This window comes from Streptomyces sp. NPDC020422, assembly GCF_044386705.1.
Taxonomy (GTDB): domain Bacteria; phylum Actinomycetota; class Actinomycetes; order Streptomycetales; family Streptomycetaceae; genus Streptomyces.
Genome location: NZ_JBIRVJ010000001.1, coordinates 646,575 through 663,672, shown reverse-complemented (window position 1 = coordinate 663,672; position 17,098 = coordinate 646,575). Strand labels below are relative to the sequence as shown.

At 72.9% G+C, this 17,098-nt stretch carries 10 protein-coding genes; 4 read left to right on the top strand and 6 right to left on the bottom strand.

The genetic code is table 11. The features are described 5' to 3' along the window. Positions 1-29: 29 nt before the first annotated feature. Genes trxA through dnaK form a run of 6 tightly spaced genes read right to left on the bottom strand, consistent with a single transcriptional unit; the run spans position 30 to position 6,985 of the window. Positions 30-470 carry a thioredoxin gene (gene trxA / locus ACH414_RS02900; protein ID WP_398940660.1) on the bottom strand — a complete coding sequence of 147 codons (441 nt, stop codon included), beginning with the start codon at positions 468-470 and terminating at the stop codon, positions 30-32. After that, a complete protein-coding gene (gene clpB, locus ACH414_RS02895; protein WP_398940659.1) occupies positions 467-3,106 on the bottom strand; it encodes an ATP-dependent chaperone ClpB in 2,640 nt (879 codons plus the stop codon). The genes trxA and clpB overlap by 4 nt, the downstream gene beginning before the upstream one ends. Further along, positions 3,097-3,504 (bottom strand): chaperone modulator CbpM, encoded by a 408-nt coding sequence (locus ACH414_RS02890; RefSeq protein ID WP_398940658.1) that lies wholly within the window; start codon positions 3,502-3,504, stop codon positions 3,097-3,099. The genes clpB and ACH414_RS02890 overlap by 10 nt, the downstream gene beginning before the upstream one ends. Beyond that, the gene (locus tag ACH414_RS02885; protein ID WP_386562290.1) at positions 3,501-4,454 is read right to left on the bottom strand and encodes a DnaJ C-terminal domain-containing protein; all 954 of its coding nucleotides are present in this window, start codon (positions 4,452-4,454) and stop codon (positions 3,501-3,503) included. The genes ACH414_RS02890 and ACH414_RS02885 overlap by 4 nt, the downstream gene beginning before the upstream one ends. Before the next feature lie 6 nt (positions 4,455-4,460). Then, a complete protein-coding gene (locus ACH414_RS02880) occupies positions 4,461-5,078 on the bottom strand; it encodes a nucleotide exchange factor GrpE (protein ID WP_386562288.1) in 618 nt (205 codons plus the stop codon). Positions 5,079-5,086: 8 nt separating this feature from the next. After that, positions 5,087-6,985 carry a molecular chaperone DnaK gene (dnaK, locus tag ACH414_RS02875; protein WP_386562285.1) on the bottom strand — a complete coding sequence of 633 codons (1,899 nt, stop codon included), beginning with the start codon at positions 6,983-6,985 and terminating at the stop codon, positions 5,087-5,089. 328 nt (positions 6,986-7,313) lie between these two features. Between dnaK and ACH414_RS02870 the strand changes: the two genes are divergently transcribed. The 4 genes from ACH414_RS02870 (at position 7,314) to ACH414_RS02855 (ending at position 17,087) form a co-directional block, all read left to right on the top strand. Continuing rightward, positions 7,314-9,098 carry a PucR family transcriptional regulator gene (locus tag ACH414_RS02870; protein WP_398940657.1) on the top strand — a complete coding sequence of 595 codons (1,785 nt, stop codon included), beginning with the start codon at positions 7,314-7,316 and terminating at the stop codon, positions 9,096-9,098. 307 nt (positions 9,099-9,405) lie between these two features. Then, a complete protein-coding gene (locus ACH414_RS02865; protein WP_398940656.1) occupies positions 9,406-15,867 on the top strand; it encodes an amino acid adenylation domain-containing protein in 6,462 nt (2,153 codons plus the stop codon). A 126-nt stretch (positions 15,868-15,993) separates the two neighbouring features. After that, positions 15,994-16,203 (top strand): MbtH family protein, encoded by a 210-nt coding sequence (locus ACH414_RS02860; protein ID WP_382534794.1) that lies wholly within the window; start codon positions 15,994-15,996, stop codon positions 16,201-16,203. Continuing rightward, positions 16,200-17,087, top strand: a complete 888-nt coding sequence (locus ACH414_RS02855) for a methionyl-tRNA formyltransferase (RefSeq protein WP_382534792.1) — start codon at positions 16,200-16,202, stop codon at positions 17,085-17,087. The genes ACH414_RS02860 and ACH414_RS02855 overlap by 4 nt, the downstream gene beginning before the upstream one ends. Positions 17,088-17,098: the final 11 nt, after the last annotated feature.

Sequence of the window (17,098 nt, the reverse complement as noted above, 5' to 3'; positions counted from 1 at the left end):
TTCTCCTTCCGTGAACCTCCGGCAGCGGCCTATCGGCCTGCCATCGCTTGCTCGACCCAGGCGCGCAGCACGTGTGCGGGTGCCGCGCCGGCCTGCCGGGCGATCGTCTCGCCCTTGTCCAGGACGAGGAGGGTGGGAACGGCCTGCACGTCGAACCGACGGCTGAGCTGTGGGTTCCTGTCGACGTCGACCTTGACGAGCTTGATCCGTCCGGCGAGGTCGCGGGCGACCTGTTCGAGGGCGGGACTGACCATGCGGCAGGGACCGCACCAGGTGGCCCAGAGGTCGACGACCACGGGCACGGCGGCCCGCTCGACCACCTCGGCGAAGTCGTCGTCGCCGGCGTCCACGAGCCAGGGCAGGGGCTGCTTGCAGTGGCCGCACCTGGGCCGCCCTTCGGCGGCCTCGGGAATCCGGTTGCCGCGCCCGCAGTTCGGGCAGGTCACCGTCGTCGTCCGGGTGGTGTTCACGCCGCCCTCGCTTCCCGCGCCGGCTCCTGCTGGTCATAGGTGACCACCAGCTCTCCGTGCTCGGCATCGACGCGTACCGTCGCTCCGTCCCGGACGTCGCCGCGCAGCAGCGCGCGTCCGACCAGCGTCTCGACCTCGTGGGAGATGAAGCGCCGCAGCGGCCGGGCCCCGTACACCGGGTCGTATCCCTGGTGGGCTATCAGCTCCTTCGCGAGGGAGGTCAGTTCGACGGTGATGCGGCGCTCGGCGAGCCGCTGCCGCAGCTCGTCGAACTGCAGCTCCACGATCCGCTCGATCTGCCGCTCGCCGAGCGGCCTGAACAGCACGATGTCGTCGACGCGGTTGAGGAACTCCGGGCGGAAGTGTCCGCGCAGCTCGCCCATCACCAGGGCACGGGCGTCGGGCTTGATCTCGCCCTCGGCGGTGACGCCGTCCAGGAGGTACTCGGAGCCGATGTTGGACGTCATGATGATCACGGTGTTGCGGAAGTCGACGGTACGGCCCTGGGAATCGGTGATGCGGCCGTCGTCGAGGATCTGCAGCAGGGTGTTGAAGACATCGGTGTGCGCCTTCTCGACCTCGTCGAACAGCACGACCGAGTACGGCTTGCGGCGTACGGCCTCAGTGAGCTGGCCGCCCTCCTCGTAGCCGACGTATCCGGGCGGTGCGCCCATGAGCCGGCTGACGGTGTGCCGCTCCTGGTACTCGCTCATGTCGAGCCGGACCATGTTCTCCTCGGAGTCGAACAGGGCCCGGGCCAGGGTCTTGGCCAACTCGGTCTTACCGACACCGGTTGGGCCGAGGAAGATGAACGAGCCGATGGGGCGGCGGGGGTCGCGGATGCCGGAGCGGGCGCGGATGATGGCGTCGGCGACGAGCTTGACCGCCTCGTCCTGGCCGATGACGCGCTCGCGCAGGATCTCGTCGAGGCGCAGCAGTTTCTCGCGTTCGCCCTCCTGGAGGCGGGCGACGGGGACGCCGGTCCAGGCGGCGACGATCTCGGCGATCTCCTCCTCGGTGACGACCTCGCGCAGCAGCCGGTTCTGTCCTTGTTTGGCCGCCAGTTGCTCCTCCTCCGCGGCTAGTCGGCGCTCCAGGTCCTGGAGGCGGCCGTAGCGGAGTTCGGCGGCGCGGTTGAGGTCGTAGGCGCGTTCGGCCTCCTCCGCCTCGAGCCGGACCTGCTCCAGTTCCTGGCGCAGCTCCTGCACACGGCGGATGGCCTGCCTCTCGGCCTCCCACTGGGCGTGCTTGGCGTCGGCCTCTCCGCGCAGGTCGGCCAGTTCCCTGCGCAGCTCCTCCAGGCGGGCCTGACTGGCGGGATCGGTCTCCTTCGAGAGGGCGGCGTCCTCGATCTCCAGACGGGTGACGCGGCGGGTGATCTCGTCGAGTTCGGCGGGCATGGAGTCGATCTCGGTACGCAGCCGGGCACACGCCTCGTCCACGAGGTCGATGGCCTTGTCGGGCAGGAACCGATCGGTGATGTAACGGTGGCTGAGGGTGGCCGCGGAGACCAGCGCGGTGTCCTGGATCTTCACTCCGTGGAAGACCTCCAGGCGCTCGCGCAGTCCTCGCAGGATGGAGATGGTGTCCTCCACGCTCGGCTCGTCGACCACCACCTGCTGGAAACGGCGCTCGAGGGCGGCGTCCTTCTCGATGTGCTTGCGGTACTCGTCGAGGGTGGTGGCGCCGATCATGTGGAGTTCGCCGCGCGCGAGCATCGGCTTGAGCATGTTGCCCGCGTCCATGGCTCCTTCGGCGGCTCCCGCGCCGACGACCGTGTGCAGTTCGTCGACGAAGAGCAGGATGCGCCCCTGGGCGGCCTTGACCTCGCTGAGCACGGCCTTGAGCCGTTCCTCGAACTCACCGCGGTACTTGGCCCCGGCGACCAGGGAGCCGATGTCGAGGGCGAACACCGTCCTGTCGCGCAGCCCCTCGGGTACGTCGCCGCGGACGATGCGCTGGGCGAGGCCCTCGACGATGGCGGTCTTGCCGACGCCGGGGTCGCCGATGAGGACCGGGTTGTTCTTGGACTTGCGGCTGAGGATCTCGGTGACGCGGCGGATCTCGGCGTCCCGGCCGATGACCGGGTCCAGGCTGCCGCTCCTCGCCTCGGCGACGAGGTCGCGGCCGTACTTCTCCAGGGCCTCGTAGGCCACTTCGGGGTTGGCGGAGGTGACGCGCTGGTTCCCGCGGATCTGGGTGAGGGCGCTCAGGAACGAGTCCCGGGTGAGGCCGGCCTCCTTGAGCAGACGCCCGGCGGTCGTCGACGAGCCCTCTTCCGCGAGGGCGAGCAGGAGGTGCTCCACGGACACGTACTCGTCCTTGAGGCGTTTGGCCTCCCGTGCGGCGGCATCGAGCAGGCGGGTGAGCCGCTGGGTGACGAAGACCTGGCCGGGGGCCGCGCCGGGGCCGGTGGCCCGCGGGCGCCGGGAGAGCTCTTGGCGCACGGCCGCGCGCAGTTCGTTCGGCTCGGTACCGGTCTGCTGCACCAACCGCGGGATCAGACCGTCCTCCTGGTCGAGGAGTGCGAGCAGCAGGTGTTCCCCGTCGACCTCGGTCTGCCCCATGCCGATGGCCGCGGTCTGGGCTTCCTGGAGGGCTTCCTGGGACTTCTGGGTCAGACGATTCATGTCCATGGGGGGTTCTCGCTCCTCGTGCTGCGCGCTCGCAGGGCGGCTTCGAGCAGGCTGATGCGGTCGAGCAGGTCGAGCACCAGGCCGATCGAGGCGTAGTTGAGGCAGAGTCCGGAGCGCAGCCGCTGGATGCGGGCGAGCGCGGCCGGGGCCGTGGGGTCGAACAGCAGGTGTCCCGCGGCGTCGCGGTCGGCGTCGACCAGGCCGAGGGCGACGAACCGGCGGATCAGGTCGGGGTGGAGGCCCGAGCGACGGGCCACGGTGTCCAGGGAGAGTCTGCGGACGGGCGCGAGCGCGTACCGGACGGCCGTCGCGGCGCTGAGGCCGACGCCCGTTCGTGCCGGACGGTCGCCCGTGCCGGCCCGGCCGGTGCCTGCCGCTCCCGCGGGTCGGTCGTTCATCGTGTCCTCCTGGGGTCGAAGGAGGAGGTGGCGGCGAGTTCCTCGAACAGTTCGCGCTCCCGGTCGCCCAGGGTGGGCGGCACCATGACGCGGAGTTCGGCGTACAGGTCGCCGTCGGCGCCGCGCGGGTCGGGCATACCCTCGCCGCGCAGCCGCAGCCGCCTGCCGCTCGACGAGCCCGCGGGCACGGTCACCTTGGCCGTGCCACCGCCAGGGGTGGGCACGGGCACGGTCGCACCGAGGGCCGCTTCCCAGGGGGTGACCGGGACCTGGACGTGGACGTCCCGGCCCTCCAGCCGGAACTGCGGGTGGGGCCGGACGCGCACCCGCAGGTACAGGTCGCCTCCGGGGGCGTCACCACTCCCCCGGCCGCCCTCACCCGCCAGCCGGATGCGCTGTCCGTCGGTGACGCCGGGCGGGACGTCGACCTCGTACCGCCGCGGCTGCCCGGTCGGCCCGGCGAGCGTGACGCTGCGACGACCGCCCCTGAACGCCTCCTCCACGGTGAGGGGCAGCTCGGCCTCCTGGTCGGCTCCCGGTACACCGCCGCGGGCGGCGCCGCGGCTGAAGAACGAACCGAACAGGTCCTCGATGTCGATGTCCTCCGCTGCGAAGTCGTCGCCGAAGCCGGTGGCGTACCGGACTCGGGGGCCGCCCGCGCCCGCGGTCCTCCGGGCGCGGAAACCGCCACCCGCGCCGGCCGCGACGCGTTCGTCGAAGTCCTCGGGGATCTTGCGGAAGTCCTCGCCGAAGCGGTCGTAGCGGGCCCGGTTCTGCGGGTCCGACAGGACGCTGTACGCCTCGTTGAGGTCCTTGAAGCGTTCCTCCGCCCCCGGGTCCTTGTTGACGTCGGGGTGGTACCTGCGGGCGAGCTTGCGATACGCCTGCTGGATCTCGTCCTGGCTCGCGCTTCGCGACACGCCCAGCACCTCGTAGAAGTCCTGTGCCATCGCCGGTCACTCCCGCTTCGCGACGGTGACGGCGGCGGGCCTGAGCTGCCGTTCGCCGTCCCCGTAGCCCGGACGCAGCACCTCGACGACCGTGCCCGGCGAGGCGTCGGGGTCCTGAACGACGCCGATCACCTCGTGCCGGGCCGGGTCGAACGCGACGCCGGTCTCCGCGTGCCTGGGGTAGCCGAGCAGTTCGAGGACGTTCACCGCCTGGTCGCGGACCGCCCGGACGCCCTCCACGATGGCACCGGGATCGGCGCCGGCATGGGTCAGGGCGAGTTCGAGGTTGTCCAGCACGGGCAGGAACGCGGCGGCCGTCCGGGAGCGCTCGGCCTTCCGCTCCCGTTCCAGTTCCCTGACGTGGCGCTTGCGCAGGTTGTCGAGGTCGGCGAGGGCGCGCCGCCAGCGGTCCTGCAGCTCCTGGAGCTCTGCCGTGTACTCGTCCTCCGACGGTGCGCGGCCGCCGTCGGCCACGCCGAGGCCGCGTTGCCCGCCCGTGGCGGGCCCCCGTCCTGTCGGGGGGTCCGAGGACGGCAGATCCCCGCGGGGCTGTTCGGCGCCCTCCTGTGCCGGGCCTGCCTGGTCCGGTACGGCCGGGTCGGGTTCCCTGGGGTGGATCGGCATGACGGTCCTCAGTCCTTGTCGAACTCGGCGTCGATGACGTCGTCGTCCTCGTCGCTCCCGCTCATGGGTCCACCGGTGGTGGCGTCCTGCCCGGGGCCGCCCGTGCCGGCGGCCCCCTGGTGTGCCGCCAGTCCGGCCAGCGACTGCTGGAGTTCGGAGGTCAGGGGCCGCACGCGCTCGACGTCCGCCTCTTCCTTGACCGCCGCCCGGGCGTCTGCCACGAGCATCTCGGCGCGTGCCCTCTCGTGCGCGGGTGCGGCGTCGCCCAGCTCGGCGAGGCGCTTCTCGACCTGGTAGGCGACGGCGTCGAGTTCGTTGCGGGCGTCGACGGCCTCGCGGAGTGCCTGGTCCTGCCCCTGGTTCCGCTCGGCCTCCTGGACCATGCGTTCGACCTCGCTGCGGTCCAGGTTGGAGCTCTCGCTGATCGTGATGCCCTGTTCCCTGCCGGTGTCCCGATCGCGGGCCGTGACGTTGAGGATGCCGTTGGCGTCGATGTCGAAGATGACCTCGACCTGGGGTTCGCCCCGCGGCGCCGGGCGGATGTCGGTGAGCTGGAACCGCCCCAGCACCCGGTTGTCGGCAGCCAGCTCGCGCTCGCCCTGGAGGACGACGATGTCGACGGCGGGCTGGTTGTCCTCGGCGGTGGAGAAGGTCTCGGAGCGGCGCACCGGGATGGTGGTGTTCCGCTCGATGATCTTCGTCATCACGCCGCCACGTGTCTCGACGCCCAGCGACAGGGGGGTGACATCGAGCAGCAGGACGTCCTTGACCTCGCCCTTGAGCACCCCGGCCTGGATCGCGGCACCCAAGGCCACGACCTCGTCGGGGTTGACGCTCATGTTGGGTTCCTTGCCGCCGGTCAGCCGGCGCACCAGGGCCTGGACGGCGGGGATGCGAGTGGAGCCGCCGACGAGGATGACCTCGTCGATGTCGCTCTCGCCGACCTTGGCATCGGTCATGGCCTGCTGGACCGGTCCGAGGCACCGCTCCACCAGGTCACCGGTGATCTGCTCGAAGGTGGAGCGCATGATCGAGTCGGTGAGGTGCTTGGGGCCCGAGGCGTCGGCGGTGATGAATGGCAGGCTGACCTGCGTCTGCGTCACCGAACTCAGCTCGGTCTTCGCCTTCTCCGCCGCCTCGAACAGTCGTTGCAGCGCCTGCGGGTCCTTGCGCAGGTCGATGCCGTTCTCCTTCTGGAAGTCGTCGGCGAGGTGATCCACCAGGCGCCGGTCGAAGTCGTCGCCGCCCAGGTGGCTGTCACCGGCGGTGGAGCGCACCTCCACGACGCCGTCGCCGACGTCGAGGATGCTCACGTCGAAGGTCCCGCCGCCGAGGTCGAAGACGAGGACGGTCTCGTGCTGCTGCTTGTCCATGCCGTAGGCGAGGGCTGCCGCTGTCGGCTCGTTGATGATCCGCAGCACCTCGACTCCGGCTATCCGACCGGCGTCCTTGGTCGCCGTGCGCTGGGCGTCGTTGAAGTAGGCGGGCACCGTGATGACCGCCTCCGTGACCCGCTCCCCCAGCTGTTTTGAGGCATCCTCGGTGAGTTTGCGCAGCACCTGGGCGCTGATCTCCTCGGGCGCGTACAACTTGTCGCGCACCTTGAAGCGGGCCGCCCCGCCGTCGCCCTCGACGACGTCGTACGCGACCGCCCTGGCCTCCTCGGAGATCTCGTCGAAGTGCCGGCCGATGAACCGCTTGGCCGAGTAGATGGTCCCCTTGGGATTGAGGATCGCCTGGCGCCGGGCCATCTGGCCGACCAGCCGCTCTCCGGTGTCGGTGAAGGCCACTACGGACGGTGTCGTGCGGTTGCCCTCGCTGTTGGGCACCACGGACGGCTCGCCGCTCTCCCACACGGCGATCACCGAGTTCGTGGTACCCAGGTCGATACCCACTGCCTTGGCCATGAGACATCTCCTCCCGGTGCGGCGGTCCTGCGCCGACTCTCCGGATCACGTTCGGGTACGAGGAATCTCCGCCGGTGGTACGCAGCGCGCCGAGCGGCCGTACGGCCTCGTCGGCGACCCCGGTGCCCGCGGAGGCTGCCAGACCCTCCCCAGAGTCGCTGGCCGCGCGGCTTCGCGCCTGCCCCTGACGAGTCAGAAGTGCACGGGCCCGGTAGCCCCACGAGCACGAGAGGAAAGAACCAGGACATCTCGGATGAGCTGCTTCCGAGTGGGTAGGCGTGAAAAGGATCGCCACCCCGGGGCTCTCCGGGGGGAATGGAGTGATCCCATGGACGGCAGCCGGTCACACCCCGTGTACGGTCGCTGCTCCGACGGGGAGGGCGGCCTACCGCCGGGCAGTGCCGGGCGGCACCCCACGGAGGCGCGGAGAGAGCCGCGCCCCTCCCCCACAGGTCCGGGCGCCCACGCCCTCCACGACATGACGGAACTCTCCCGAGCCCTGTTCGAAGCTCCCGGCCAAGGCGCGATCCTGCGTCTGGCCATGCACCACGTAGCCGTCGCCGGGCCGTACCGCGCCGAAGCCGGATACCTCCAGGTCGACGGGGACCTGGTCCCCAGCCCGAGGAACGATCACGCCCATGCCGCTTTTGTGGACCGGAGGGTTCGACAACTGGAGGGGCGGGACGGGCCTGTGACCGTCCCCAACAGGTCCTGGGGCTGGGCGTTGGGGCTACGCGGGACGGAGAGGCTCCACGGGTACCTGGTGGTGACCTCCCGAACCCGGCCCACGGAGGCCCAGCGGTCCCTGCTCGCCACGCTCGTCTGGCACACCGCCGCCGCTCTGTCAGTCGCCTTCGCGCAGCACCGCCAGCGCGAGGACGCGCTGGAGCTCCGCCGGGTCAGGAAGGAACGCACCCATCTTCAACAGCAGCTGATCTCCGTGCTGGCCGAGTTGGGGAACCAGCAGGCGGTTCACGCGCTCATGGCCGACATCGCCGCCGCAGGCGGCGGTGAGGAGGCCGTCACCCGTGCCCTGCACGAGCTCACCGGGCTTCCGGCGCTCGTCGAGGACCGTTTCGGACGGCTGAGGGCCTGGTCGGGTCCCGGCCGGCCCGACCCGTACCCGGAACCGGATCCCGCTCGCCGGCACGACATGCTGCACGTGGTCGCCCGTGAGGCGGGGCCTGTGCGGATAAAGGACCGGATGATCGTTGCGGTCCGCCCGCACGGAGAGATCCTGGGCGTGCTGGCACTGGTCGACACCCTCGGTGAGGCCGACGAACACACCGTGTTCGCGCTGAGACACGCCGCCGCGTCCCTCGCCCTGGAGCTGACGCACCTGCGCGACCTGGCCGAAGTGGAGCTGCGGCTGCACCGTGAGCTGGTCGACGACCTCCTGGCCGGGGCGGACGCCGCGAGCGCCTACGCCCGGTCCGAGGCGGTCGGGCACGACCTGCACCGCAGCCACTACGTCGTCGTCGTCGTGGAGTGGTCGAACCGGTCCGCGGACGATTCGTTCGCCCGGATCGTGGGCCGGGCGGCCTCTGCCGTCGGCATGCACTCGCTGGTGACCCGACGCTCCGACCACGTGGTCCTGGTCGCTGACGAAAGGCCGCACGCTCGGGCGCTGCACGACGCGCTCGCCCGGGAGACCGGAACGCGGTCCGGGACGATCGGGGTGAGCGCCCCCTCCGACTCCGTGCCCGACATCCCCCACCGCTACCAGGAGGCGCGGCGCGCTCTCGAAGCGCGCCTCAGCTCCCGCGAGCGGTACGGCACGACCTTCTTCGACGAGCTCGGCCTCTACCGCATCCTGGGACCTGGCGCCGATCACCAGGAACTGGAGTCGTTCGTCCACGAGTGGCTCGGGCAGCTCATCGACTACGACTCCCGACATGACGCAACCATGGTGGAGACCCTCTCCCGGTACTTCGACTGCGGCGGCAACTACGACGAGGCCGCAGCGTCCCTCGCGATCCACCGCAGCACGCTTCGCTACAGGCTGCAGCGCATCCGCGAGATCAGCGGCAACGACCTCGCGAACGTCGAGGACCGGCTCAACCTCCAGGTGGCGACCCGAGTGTGGAAGATCGTGCTGGGCGGATCCGGCTGATTCCCCACGACAGTCGGGAACGGCAGGCGGCGCTGCCGCACGCGAGGGGTTGCGGGGGCCGCCGCGCCTGGAGTCGTCGCATCCCAAGCCTGGGTCACGGGCCATTGGCCGTCCCAGGAGCGGGAGCGCACAGTAGAGGGCGCGCGCCCCCTTGACGGTGGAAGCTGTCGAACTTCGCGGCCGAACAAGCGAGTTACCAGGCTCGCGGGGGGCGCAAAGATCTTGTGCACCCGATCGGATGGACCGGTTGCGCCATCCGGGTGGCGACCGGACGGGGGGCCGCTTCGGTGCCTCTTGGATGGCGTCCATGATCTTTTCAGCAGCGACTCGGGCACCCGCCCACCCGTTCGGCGACACCGGTGCCCCCCTGCCCGTGCACCGCGCCGTCGCCACAGCAGCACTCCGCGAACCGGACCGGACCGCGGTCGCGGAAGAGGGTGGCAGGAGTTGGTCGTACAGCGAACTGTGCGCCTGGTCAGGCCAGTTGGCCGACCGACTGCGTCAGGCCGGGGTCGCTCCGGGAACCACCGTCGCCCTGCGGCTGCCGCGCTCGGCCCGGCTGATCGTCGCCTTGCTCGCGGTCTTCGAAACCGGCGCCGCCGCCGTGGTGCTGGACCCGCGTACGCCGGCCGAGCGGCTGGCGGCCGTGGAGGCCGACGCGGGATGCGTGGCGGTGCTCGTGCCGGAAGGGGAGACGGGGCGCCCGGGCGGTCCGCGGCCCGTCGCCGTGACCGCTCCTCCCGCTGCGGCGGCCTTCTCGGCCGAGCCGCTGCGTCCGGCCGTACCTGAGGGCGAACTCGACCGCGTGGCCTGCGTGTTCTACACCTCCGGGTCCACCGGCCGCCCCAAAGGCGTCCAGATCACCCACCGCAACCTGGGGCGCTTCGCCGCCGATCCGCACTGGGACGGGCCCGGGCACCGGGTGACGGCACTTGTCTCCGCGCTCGGCTTCGACGCGCTCAGCCATGACCTGTGGCTGCCGCTCACCCGAGGCGGGACGGTGGTCGTCCCGGGCGAGGACCGGGTGGACGCGCACCGGCTGGCCGCGCTGGTCGCCACGTACGGCGTCACCGGCGTCTTCCTCACCACCGCCTGGTTCAACCAGATCGCCGCGGACGATCCGGGCGCCCTGCGCGGGCTGCACACGGTCCTCACCGGTGGCGAGGCCGCCGACCCGCGGGCGTTCGCGCAGGTCCGGGCCGCCTGTCCGCGGGTGGCGCTCGGCCATGTCTACGGCCCGACGGAGTGCACCACCTTCACCACACTCCACCCCCTGCCGCCCGGGCGGCCGGTACCGGAGGCCCGGGTCCCGATCGGCGCCGGCCTGCCCGGGACCGCCGTACGGCTGCTCGGCCCCGATCTGGGCGAGGTGCCGGCCGGGGAGGCCGGCGAGGTGTACGTCGCGGGGGAACAGGTCGCCCGGGGCTACCTGAACCGGCCCGGCCTGACCGCCGAGCGCTTCGTCGCCGACCCGTACGGCCCGGCCGGTGCCCGCATGTACCGCACGGGCGACCTCGCCGTGCGTGGCCCCGACGGCGCCCTCGAGTACCTGGCGCGCGACGACGACCAGGTCAAGATCCGCGGCCACCGCGTCGAGCCGGGTGAGGCACGCGCCGCTCTGGCCGCCCTGCCCGGGGTCGCCCGGGCGGTCGTGGTCGCCCGGGAAGGTCGGCTGATCGGTTACGCGGTCGCCGAGCGCGACGCCCCGGGCGTCACCGGGGAGGACCTCCGCGAACGGCTCACGCGCGCGTTGCCCGAGTACCTGGTGCCCAGCGCCGTGCTGCTGATCGACGACATCCCGTTGACCGTGAACGGCAAGGTGGACCGGGCTGCGCTGCCCGCCCCCGCCGCCGTCCACGCGGGATCCGGCACGGCGAGCACGCCCGCCGAGCGGGCCCTGTGCGCGGCCTTCGCCGAGGTGCTCGGCCTGCCCGGTGCGGGTACCGACGACGACTTCTTCGCGCTCGGCGGCGACAGCATCACCGCGATGCGCCTGGTCAGCCGGGTACGCCGGGAGAACGTGGCCATCAGCTCGCAGGACGTCTTCCGGCTGCGCACCCCGGGCGCCCTGGCCGCCGCCGCGCAGGCGGCCGCGCCGGCTGCCGACCTGCTGCACCAATCGGCCACGGGCAACCTCGGCCTGCCCCCGATCGCGCTGTGGCTGCGCGAACAGGGCGACGGTGTGGCCGAGTTCGTCCAGTCGGTGCTGGTCGAGACGCCCGCCGGTCTGGAGCGGGGGACGCTCGTGACGGCCCTGCAGGCGGTTCTCGACCGGCACGACGCCCTGCGCACCAGGCTCCCCGACCCGTCCGCCGAGACCGTGTGGCAGCCCGACGTGCTGCCACCCGGCGAGGTCGCGGCGAGCACGCTCCTGGAGGTGGTGGACGTGCGAGAGCTGCCCGACGCCCCCTCCGCCCGCACGGTCCAAAGGGCCGTGGGGCGCGCGATGCGGTCGCTGGACCTGCCCGCGGGGCGGACCCTCCGCGCGGTGTGGTGGGACGCCGGGCCCGCACGACCGGGCCGGCTGCTGCTGGCCGCGCACCACCTCGTGGTGGACGGGGTCTCCTGGCAAGTGATCGCCCAGGACCTTGCCCGGGCCGCCGAGGACCCGCGCGCTCTGGGCGCCTGGGGGACGGCCACCCCGTACCGCCGCTGGGTGGAGACGCACAACGCCCGGGCAGCCGACGCAGAGGTGGTGGCGACGCTGCGGCACTGGCGGGCGGCGAGCGCCCGCGCGGCCACGCCGTGGCCCGCGCGCGGGCCGCTCGACCCCGATCTGGACACCATCGCCACCTCCCGCACCCTCGATTCGGTGCTCCCGCCCGAGGTCGGCCGAGCCCTGCTCACCACGGCCCCGGCCCACTACGACGCCACGACGCAGGAACTCCTGCTGGCCGCGCTGGTGGTGGCGGCAGCCCGCCGCGGCGGCCCCCGGACGCTGGTGCTGGACACCGAGGGCCACGGCCGGGACGCGGTGGCGGGCGCCGCGGACGCCGAGGTCTCCGCAACCGTCGGTTGGTTCACCTGCATGTTCCCCGTCCGTCTCGGGTGCCCCGCGCGGGCCGCCCGTCCGGCGGCGGACCCGGGTGCCGAGGAGTCGGCCCTCGCCGAGGCGGTGCGCTCCGTCCGGGAGCAGTGGCGGCGCGTGCCGCAGGACCGTGCGTCGTACGGCCTGCTGCGCCATCTGCACCCCCAGGCGGCCGGGCTGCTGGCCGCCGCCCCGGGCCGCCCGGTGCTCTTCAACTACCTGGGCCGGTACGCCGTTCCGGGCCGCGATCCGTGGCCGTACGCCGCCGAGGCGCCCGTCCTCGGCATCCACCGGGCCGCCCGGCAGCCCTTGTCCCATCCGCTGGAGGTCAACGCCGTCGTCGACGAGCGCACCGGACAGCCGTTGCTGACCGCCGTCTGGCGCTGGTCGACCCGGCTGGTGGACCACGACGACGCGGCGGCCCTGGCAGCGGAATGGGCCGGGGTGCTCGCCGCACTCGCCCGCGCTGCGGACGCCGGCACGCGAAAGGGGGAACGAGCCGGTGCACCGGCCGTGCCCGCGCAGCGCACGGAGGAACGCTGGCCGTGCTCCCCGCTCCAGGAAGGGCTGCTCTACCACGCCCACCAGGGCGACGGAGCCGCGGACCCGTACCACGTCCAGACCGTGCTGGACCTGGAAGGGCCGGTGGACTCGGCCGCCCTGCGCACGGCGCTGTCCGCGCTCACCGACCGGCATCCGGCTCTGCGGGCCGGCTTCCGGTGGGACTGCCAGGGGCGGGCCGTGCAGTTCGTGCCGGGGAGAGTCGAGGTCCCGCTGAGGGAGGCCGACCTCTCCCGGCTGCCGAAGCCCGACCGGGAGCGTGCCGCCGACGAGGAGACGCGCAGGGACCGGGAAGAACCGTTCGACCTGGCCGTGCCGCCGCTGCTGCGGGCCGTGCTGCTGCGCCTGGGCGAGGGGCGGTCCCGGCTGTTGCTGAGCTACCACCACATCCTCATGGACGGCTGGTCGATGCAGGTGGCGCTCGCCGACCTGGCCGACCTGTACGGCCAGGCCGCCTCGGGCGCCGTGCCGAGGCTCACGGCCCGACCCTCCGCGCTCGCCTATCTGCGCCATGTCGGCGATCAGGACGGGGAGTTGGCGGGCAAACACTGGCAGGCCCTGCTCGGTGACGCGACCGAACCGACGCTGCTGACCCCACCCGGCGGCGAGGGCCGGACTCGTCCGCACACCGTGCGGCTCGAACTGCCGGCCGAGCGCACGGCCGCCCTGCGGGCCAAGGCCCGCGAGCGGGCACTCTCCTTGAACACCCTGGTCCTGGGCGCCTGGGCACTGGTCCTTGCCCAGCTGACCGGCCGCACCGACGTGGTGTTCGGCACCGTCGTCGCCGACCGCCCGCCCCACCTGGCCGGCGTCGAGTCCATGGTCGGACTGATGAACAACGCCGTGCCGGTACGGGTGGACACCGCGTCGGCCGACGACCGGGGCGGCCTGCTGGCGGCCCTCCAGGACCAGCGGACCGAGATGATGCCCTTCCAGCACCTCGGCCTGGCGGAGATCATCCGGGCGGCCGGGCTGCGCGAGCTCTTCGACACCGTCGTGGTGCTCGAGACGTACACCGACTCCTTCGCCACGCGGTGGGGAACGGATCTCCGGGTGACGTCCAGCCGGGTCGAGAACGGCACGCACTACCCGCTGTGCGTGCTGGTCTCGCCGGGTGAGCGGATGCGGATCCGCGTGCAGTACCAGCCGGACAAGTTCGGCGAAGAGGGGGCCCGGGAGATCGGCGCACGGTTCGTCGAGGCGCTGGACGCGCTGGCCGGCGATCTGTCCGTGCCCGCCGCCCACCCGGTCGCACCCGCGACCCCGCAGGTCCGGCCGCGGACGGCCGAACGGCTGCCCGACGCGGTGCCGGTGCTGGAGCGGTTCGCGGCGCACGTGCGCACCGCCCCCGAGCGGGCGGCCGTGGTGGACGGGGACGGGGTCCTGGACTACCGGGGCCTGGACGCGGCCTCGGAGCGGCTGGCAGAAGAGCTCGCCGGCCGGGGCGTGGGGGCCGAGGACGTGGTGGCCTTGTGCCTGCGGCGCGGTCGGAACGCGGTGACCGCGATGCTCGCGGTGCTCAAGGCCGGTGCCGCCTACCTCTGGCTGGACCCCCGCCATCCCGCTCCCCGGGTGGCGGCTCTGGCCTCGGAGGGGCGCCCCGCGCTCCTCGTCCATCAGCCGGAGTTCGACGAGGCCCTGGCGCTGGTCGACGCCGCCGTGCCGCGGATGCGTCTGGAGCCCCGCCATGTGTCGCCCGAGCCGCCGGTCCACGACCGCCCGGTACGGCCGGCGCGGCTGCCCGGCCACCCGGCCTACGTGGTGCACACCTCCGGGACGCAGGGCACGCCGAAGGCGGTGGTGATGCCCGGCGCCGCCGTGGACCGGCTCGTGGACTGGCACGAACGTCGCTTCCCCGCCGAACCGGGCGCGGTGACGGCCCAGTTCACCTCGATGGCCTTCGACGTCGCGACCCAGGAAGTCCTCACCGCGCTGTGCACGGGGCGGACGCTGGCCGTCCCGGACGCCGACACCCGGGCCGACGCCGCCGCGTGGACAGAGTGGCTACGGACCCACCGGGTGACCGAGTTGTTCGCCCCGACGCCCGTGCTGGCGGCCCTGTGCGAGTTCGCCGACGGTGAGCGGGAGCTGCTGCCCGACCTGCGCCATCTGGTGCAGGCCGGCGAGGCGCTGGTGGTCGGTCCGCAACTGCGCGCCCTGTGCGCCCGCGGCGACAAGCGCCTGCACAACCACTACGGCCCTGCCGAGACGCACGTGGTGACCGCCGGCGAGGTCACCGGGCAGCCCGCCGCATGGCCGGCGCGCCCCGGGATCGGCGGCCCGGTACCCGGATCCCGGGTGATGCTGCTGGACGCGGGGTTGCGACCGGTCCCCGACGGGCTGGCGGGCGAGCTGTACCTGGCGGGCGACCAGGTGGCCCGCGGCTACATGGGCCGGCCGGGGCTGACCGCCGCGCGGTTCGTCGCCGATCCCTGGGGGCCGCCCGGATCGCGGATGTACCGCACGGGCGACCTGGCCCGCAGGCTGCCGGACGGCACGCTGGAATTCACCGGCCGCAACGACGACCAGGTCAAGATCCGCGGGCACCGGATCGAGCCGGACGAGGTACGGGCCGCGCTGGCCGCGCTCCCCGGCGTGGTGCAGGCCGCCGTGGTGGCCTGGCCGGACGGACGCGGCGGCAAGGAGCTCACCGGCTACGCGGTGGGCGCGTCCGAGACCGGTGCGCCTCTGGAGGGCGGGGCCCTGCGCGACGCGCTGGCCCAGGCGCTGCCGGACTACATGCTGCCCGCCCGGGTGATCGTCCTGGCCGGCATGCCGCTGACCGTCAACGGCAAGGTGGACCGCCGGGCCCTGCCCGAACCGCAGCGCACCCCGGCCCGGATCCGGGAGCCGCGCACACCGGCCGAGCGGGTGGTGACCGAGGCGTACGCCGACGTCCTGGGCCTGGAGCGGGTGGGCATCGACGACAACTTCTTCGACCTGGGCGGGCATTCGCTGCTCGCGGCCCGCCTGCTCCAGCGCCTGCGGGAACACCTGGGCCCCGAGGTGACCTTGGACCAGGTGATGCGGCGCGCCACGCCGGCCGCCCTGGCCGCGACCCTCACCGCACCACCCGCACCCCCCGCACCGGCGGGGAAGCCGGGCACCGGGCCGGCCGCGTCCACCAGGCGCACCGTGCCGCCCGCTCCCGGCGGAGTCCCCGCGTCCCCACGCCACTGACCGGGAGCCGGTCCCCGCCCGCGGCGGCGGGGACCGGCCGTGCCCGCCGGCAGCATGACGCTCCTCCCATGACCAGTCCCCGCACCCACCGATGGCGGAACGAGCCGCCCCCGACCAAGGAGACGCATGAACCCCTTCGACGACCCCGACGGCACGTTCCTCGTACTCGCCAACGACGAGGACCAGCACAGCCTCTGGCCGGCCCACATCACGGTCCCGGACGGCTGGCGCGAGGTGCACCCCCGCGCCGACCGGACGACCTGCCTGGCCTGGATCGAGACGTCCTGGACCGATCTGCGGCCGCGTTCCCTGCGGACTGCCGAGGCCGCTCGATGACCGCCCCGCAGACACCGCGGGCGGCGACGCGGCACGATCACGGCACCCCCGCGCTGAACGTCGCCGTCGTGGCGGCGCTCCCGCAGACGGCTCCTCCGCTCGTCGAGGCGCTGCGCACCCTGGGACACCGGGTCCCGGTGGTGATCGGCTACCGGCGTCCCGCCGACTGGCCCGGGCACGTACTGGGCGAGCACGACCTGCCCACGGGAGTGGACCTGGCCGTACCCTCCCGCATGGAATCCGTGGCCGGGCTCCTGCGTGCCTACGGGGCGGACGTGGCCGTCAGCTACGGCTATCCGAGGAAGCTGCCCGCCTCGGCGGTAGCCGCCCCGCGGCTCGGGACGATCAACTGCCACCCCTCCGACCTGCCCTCCTACCGGGGCCCGAACCCCGTCGGATGGGCCGTTCGCAACGGCGAGCGGACGATCGGCGTGACCTGGCACCGAATGGACGCGGAACTCGACACCGGCTCCGTGCTGGCCCGTACGACGATCTCCCTGGACGAACGGATCTGGTCGTTCACCGGAGTCAACTCCCGCGTGCTGGAGGCCGCTTCGGAGTTGCTGCCGCAGGTGCTGCGGCGACTGGTGCGCGGCGAGGCGGGCGAACCGCAACCGCAGCGCGAGGCCAGCTGGGCCGGGTTCTTCTCGGAGGACTACGCCACGGTGGACTGGTCCGCTCAAGCCGCGCACATCCACACCCAGGTGCGCGCGTGGAACATCGCGGGCCACAACCCCCGTGTGCAGGGCCCGGTAGCGGTGATCGACGGAACACGCTGGCGGCTGCGCCGCACCACGCTGGAACAGCCACCGGCCGGCACCGGGCGCCGCATCACGTGCGGCACCGGTGACCTCTGGGTCCTGGCCGCCGACCCACTGGACTAGAAAGCTTCGTC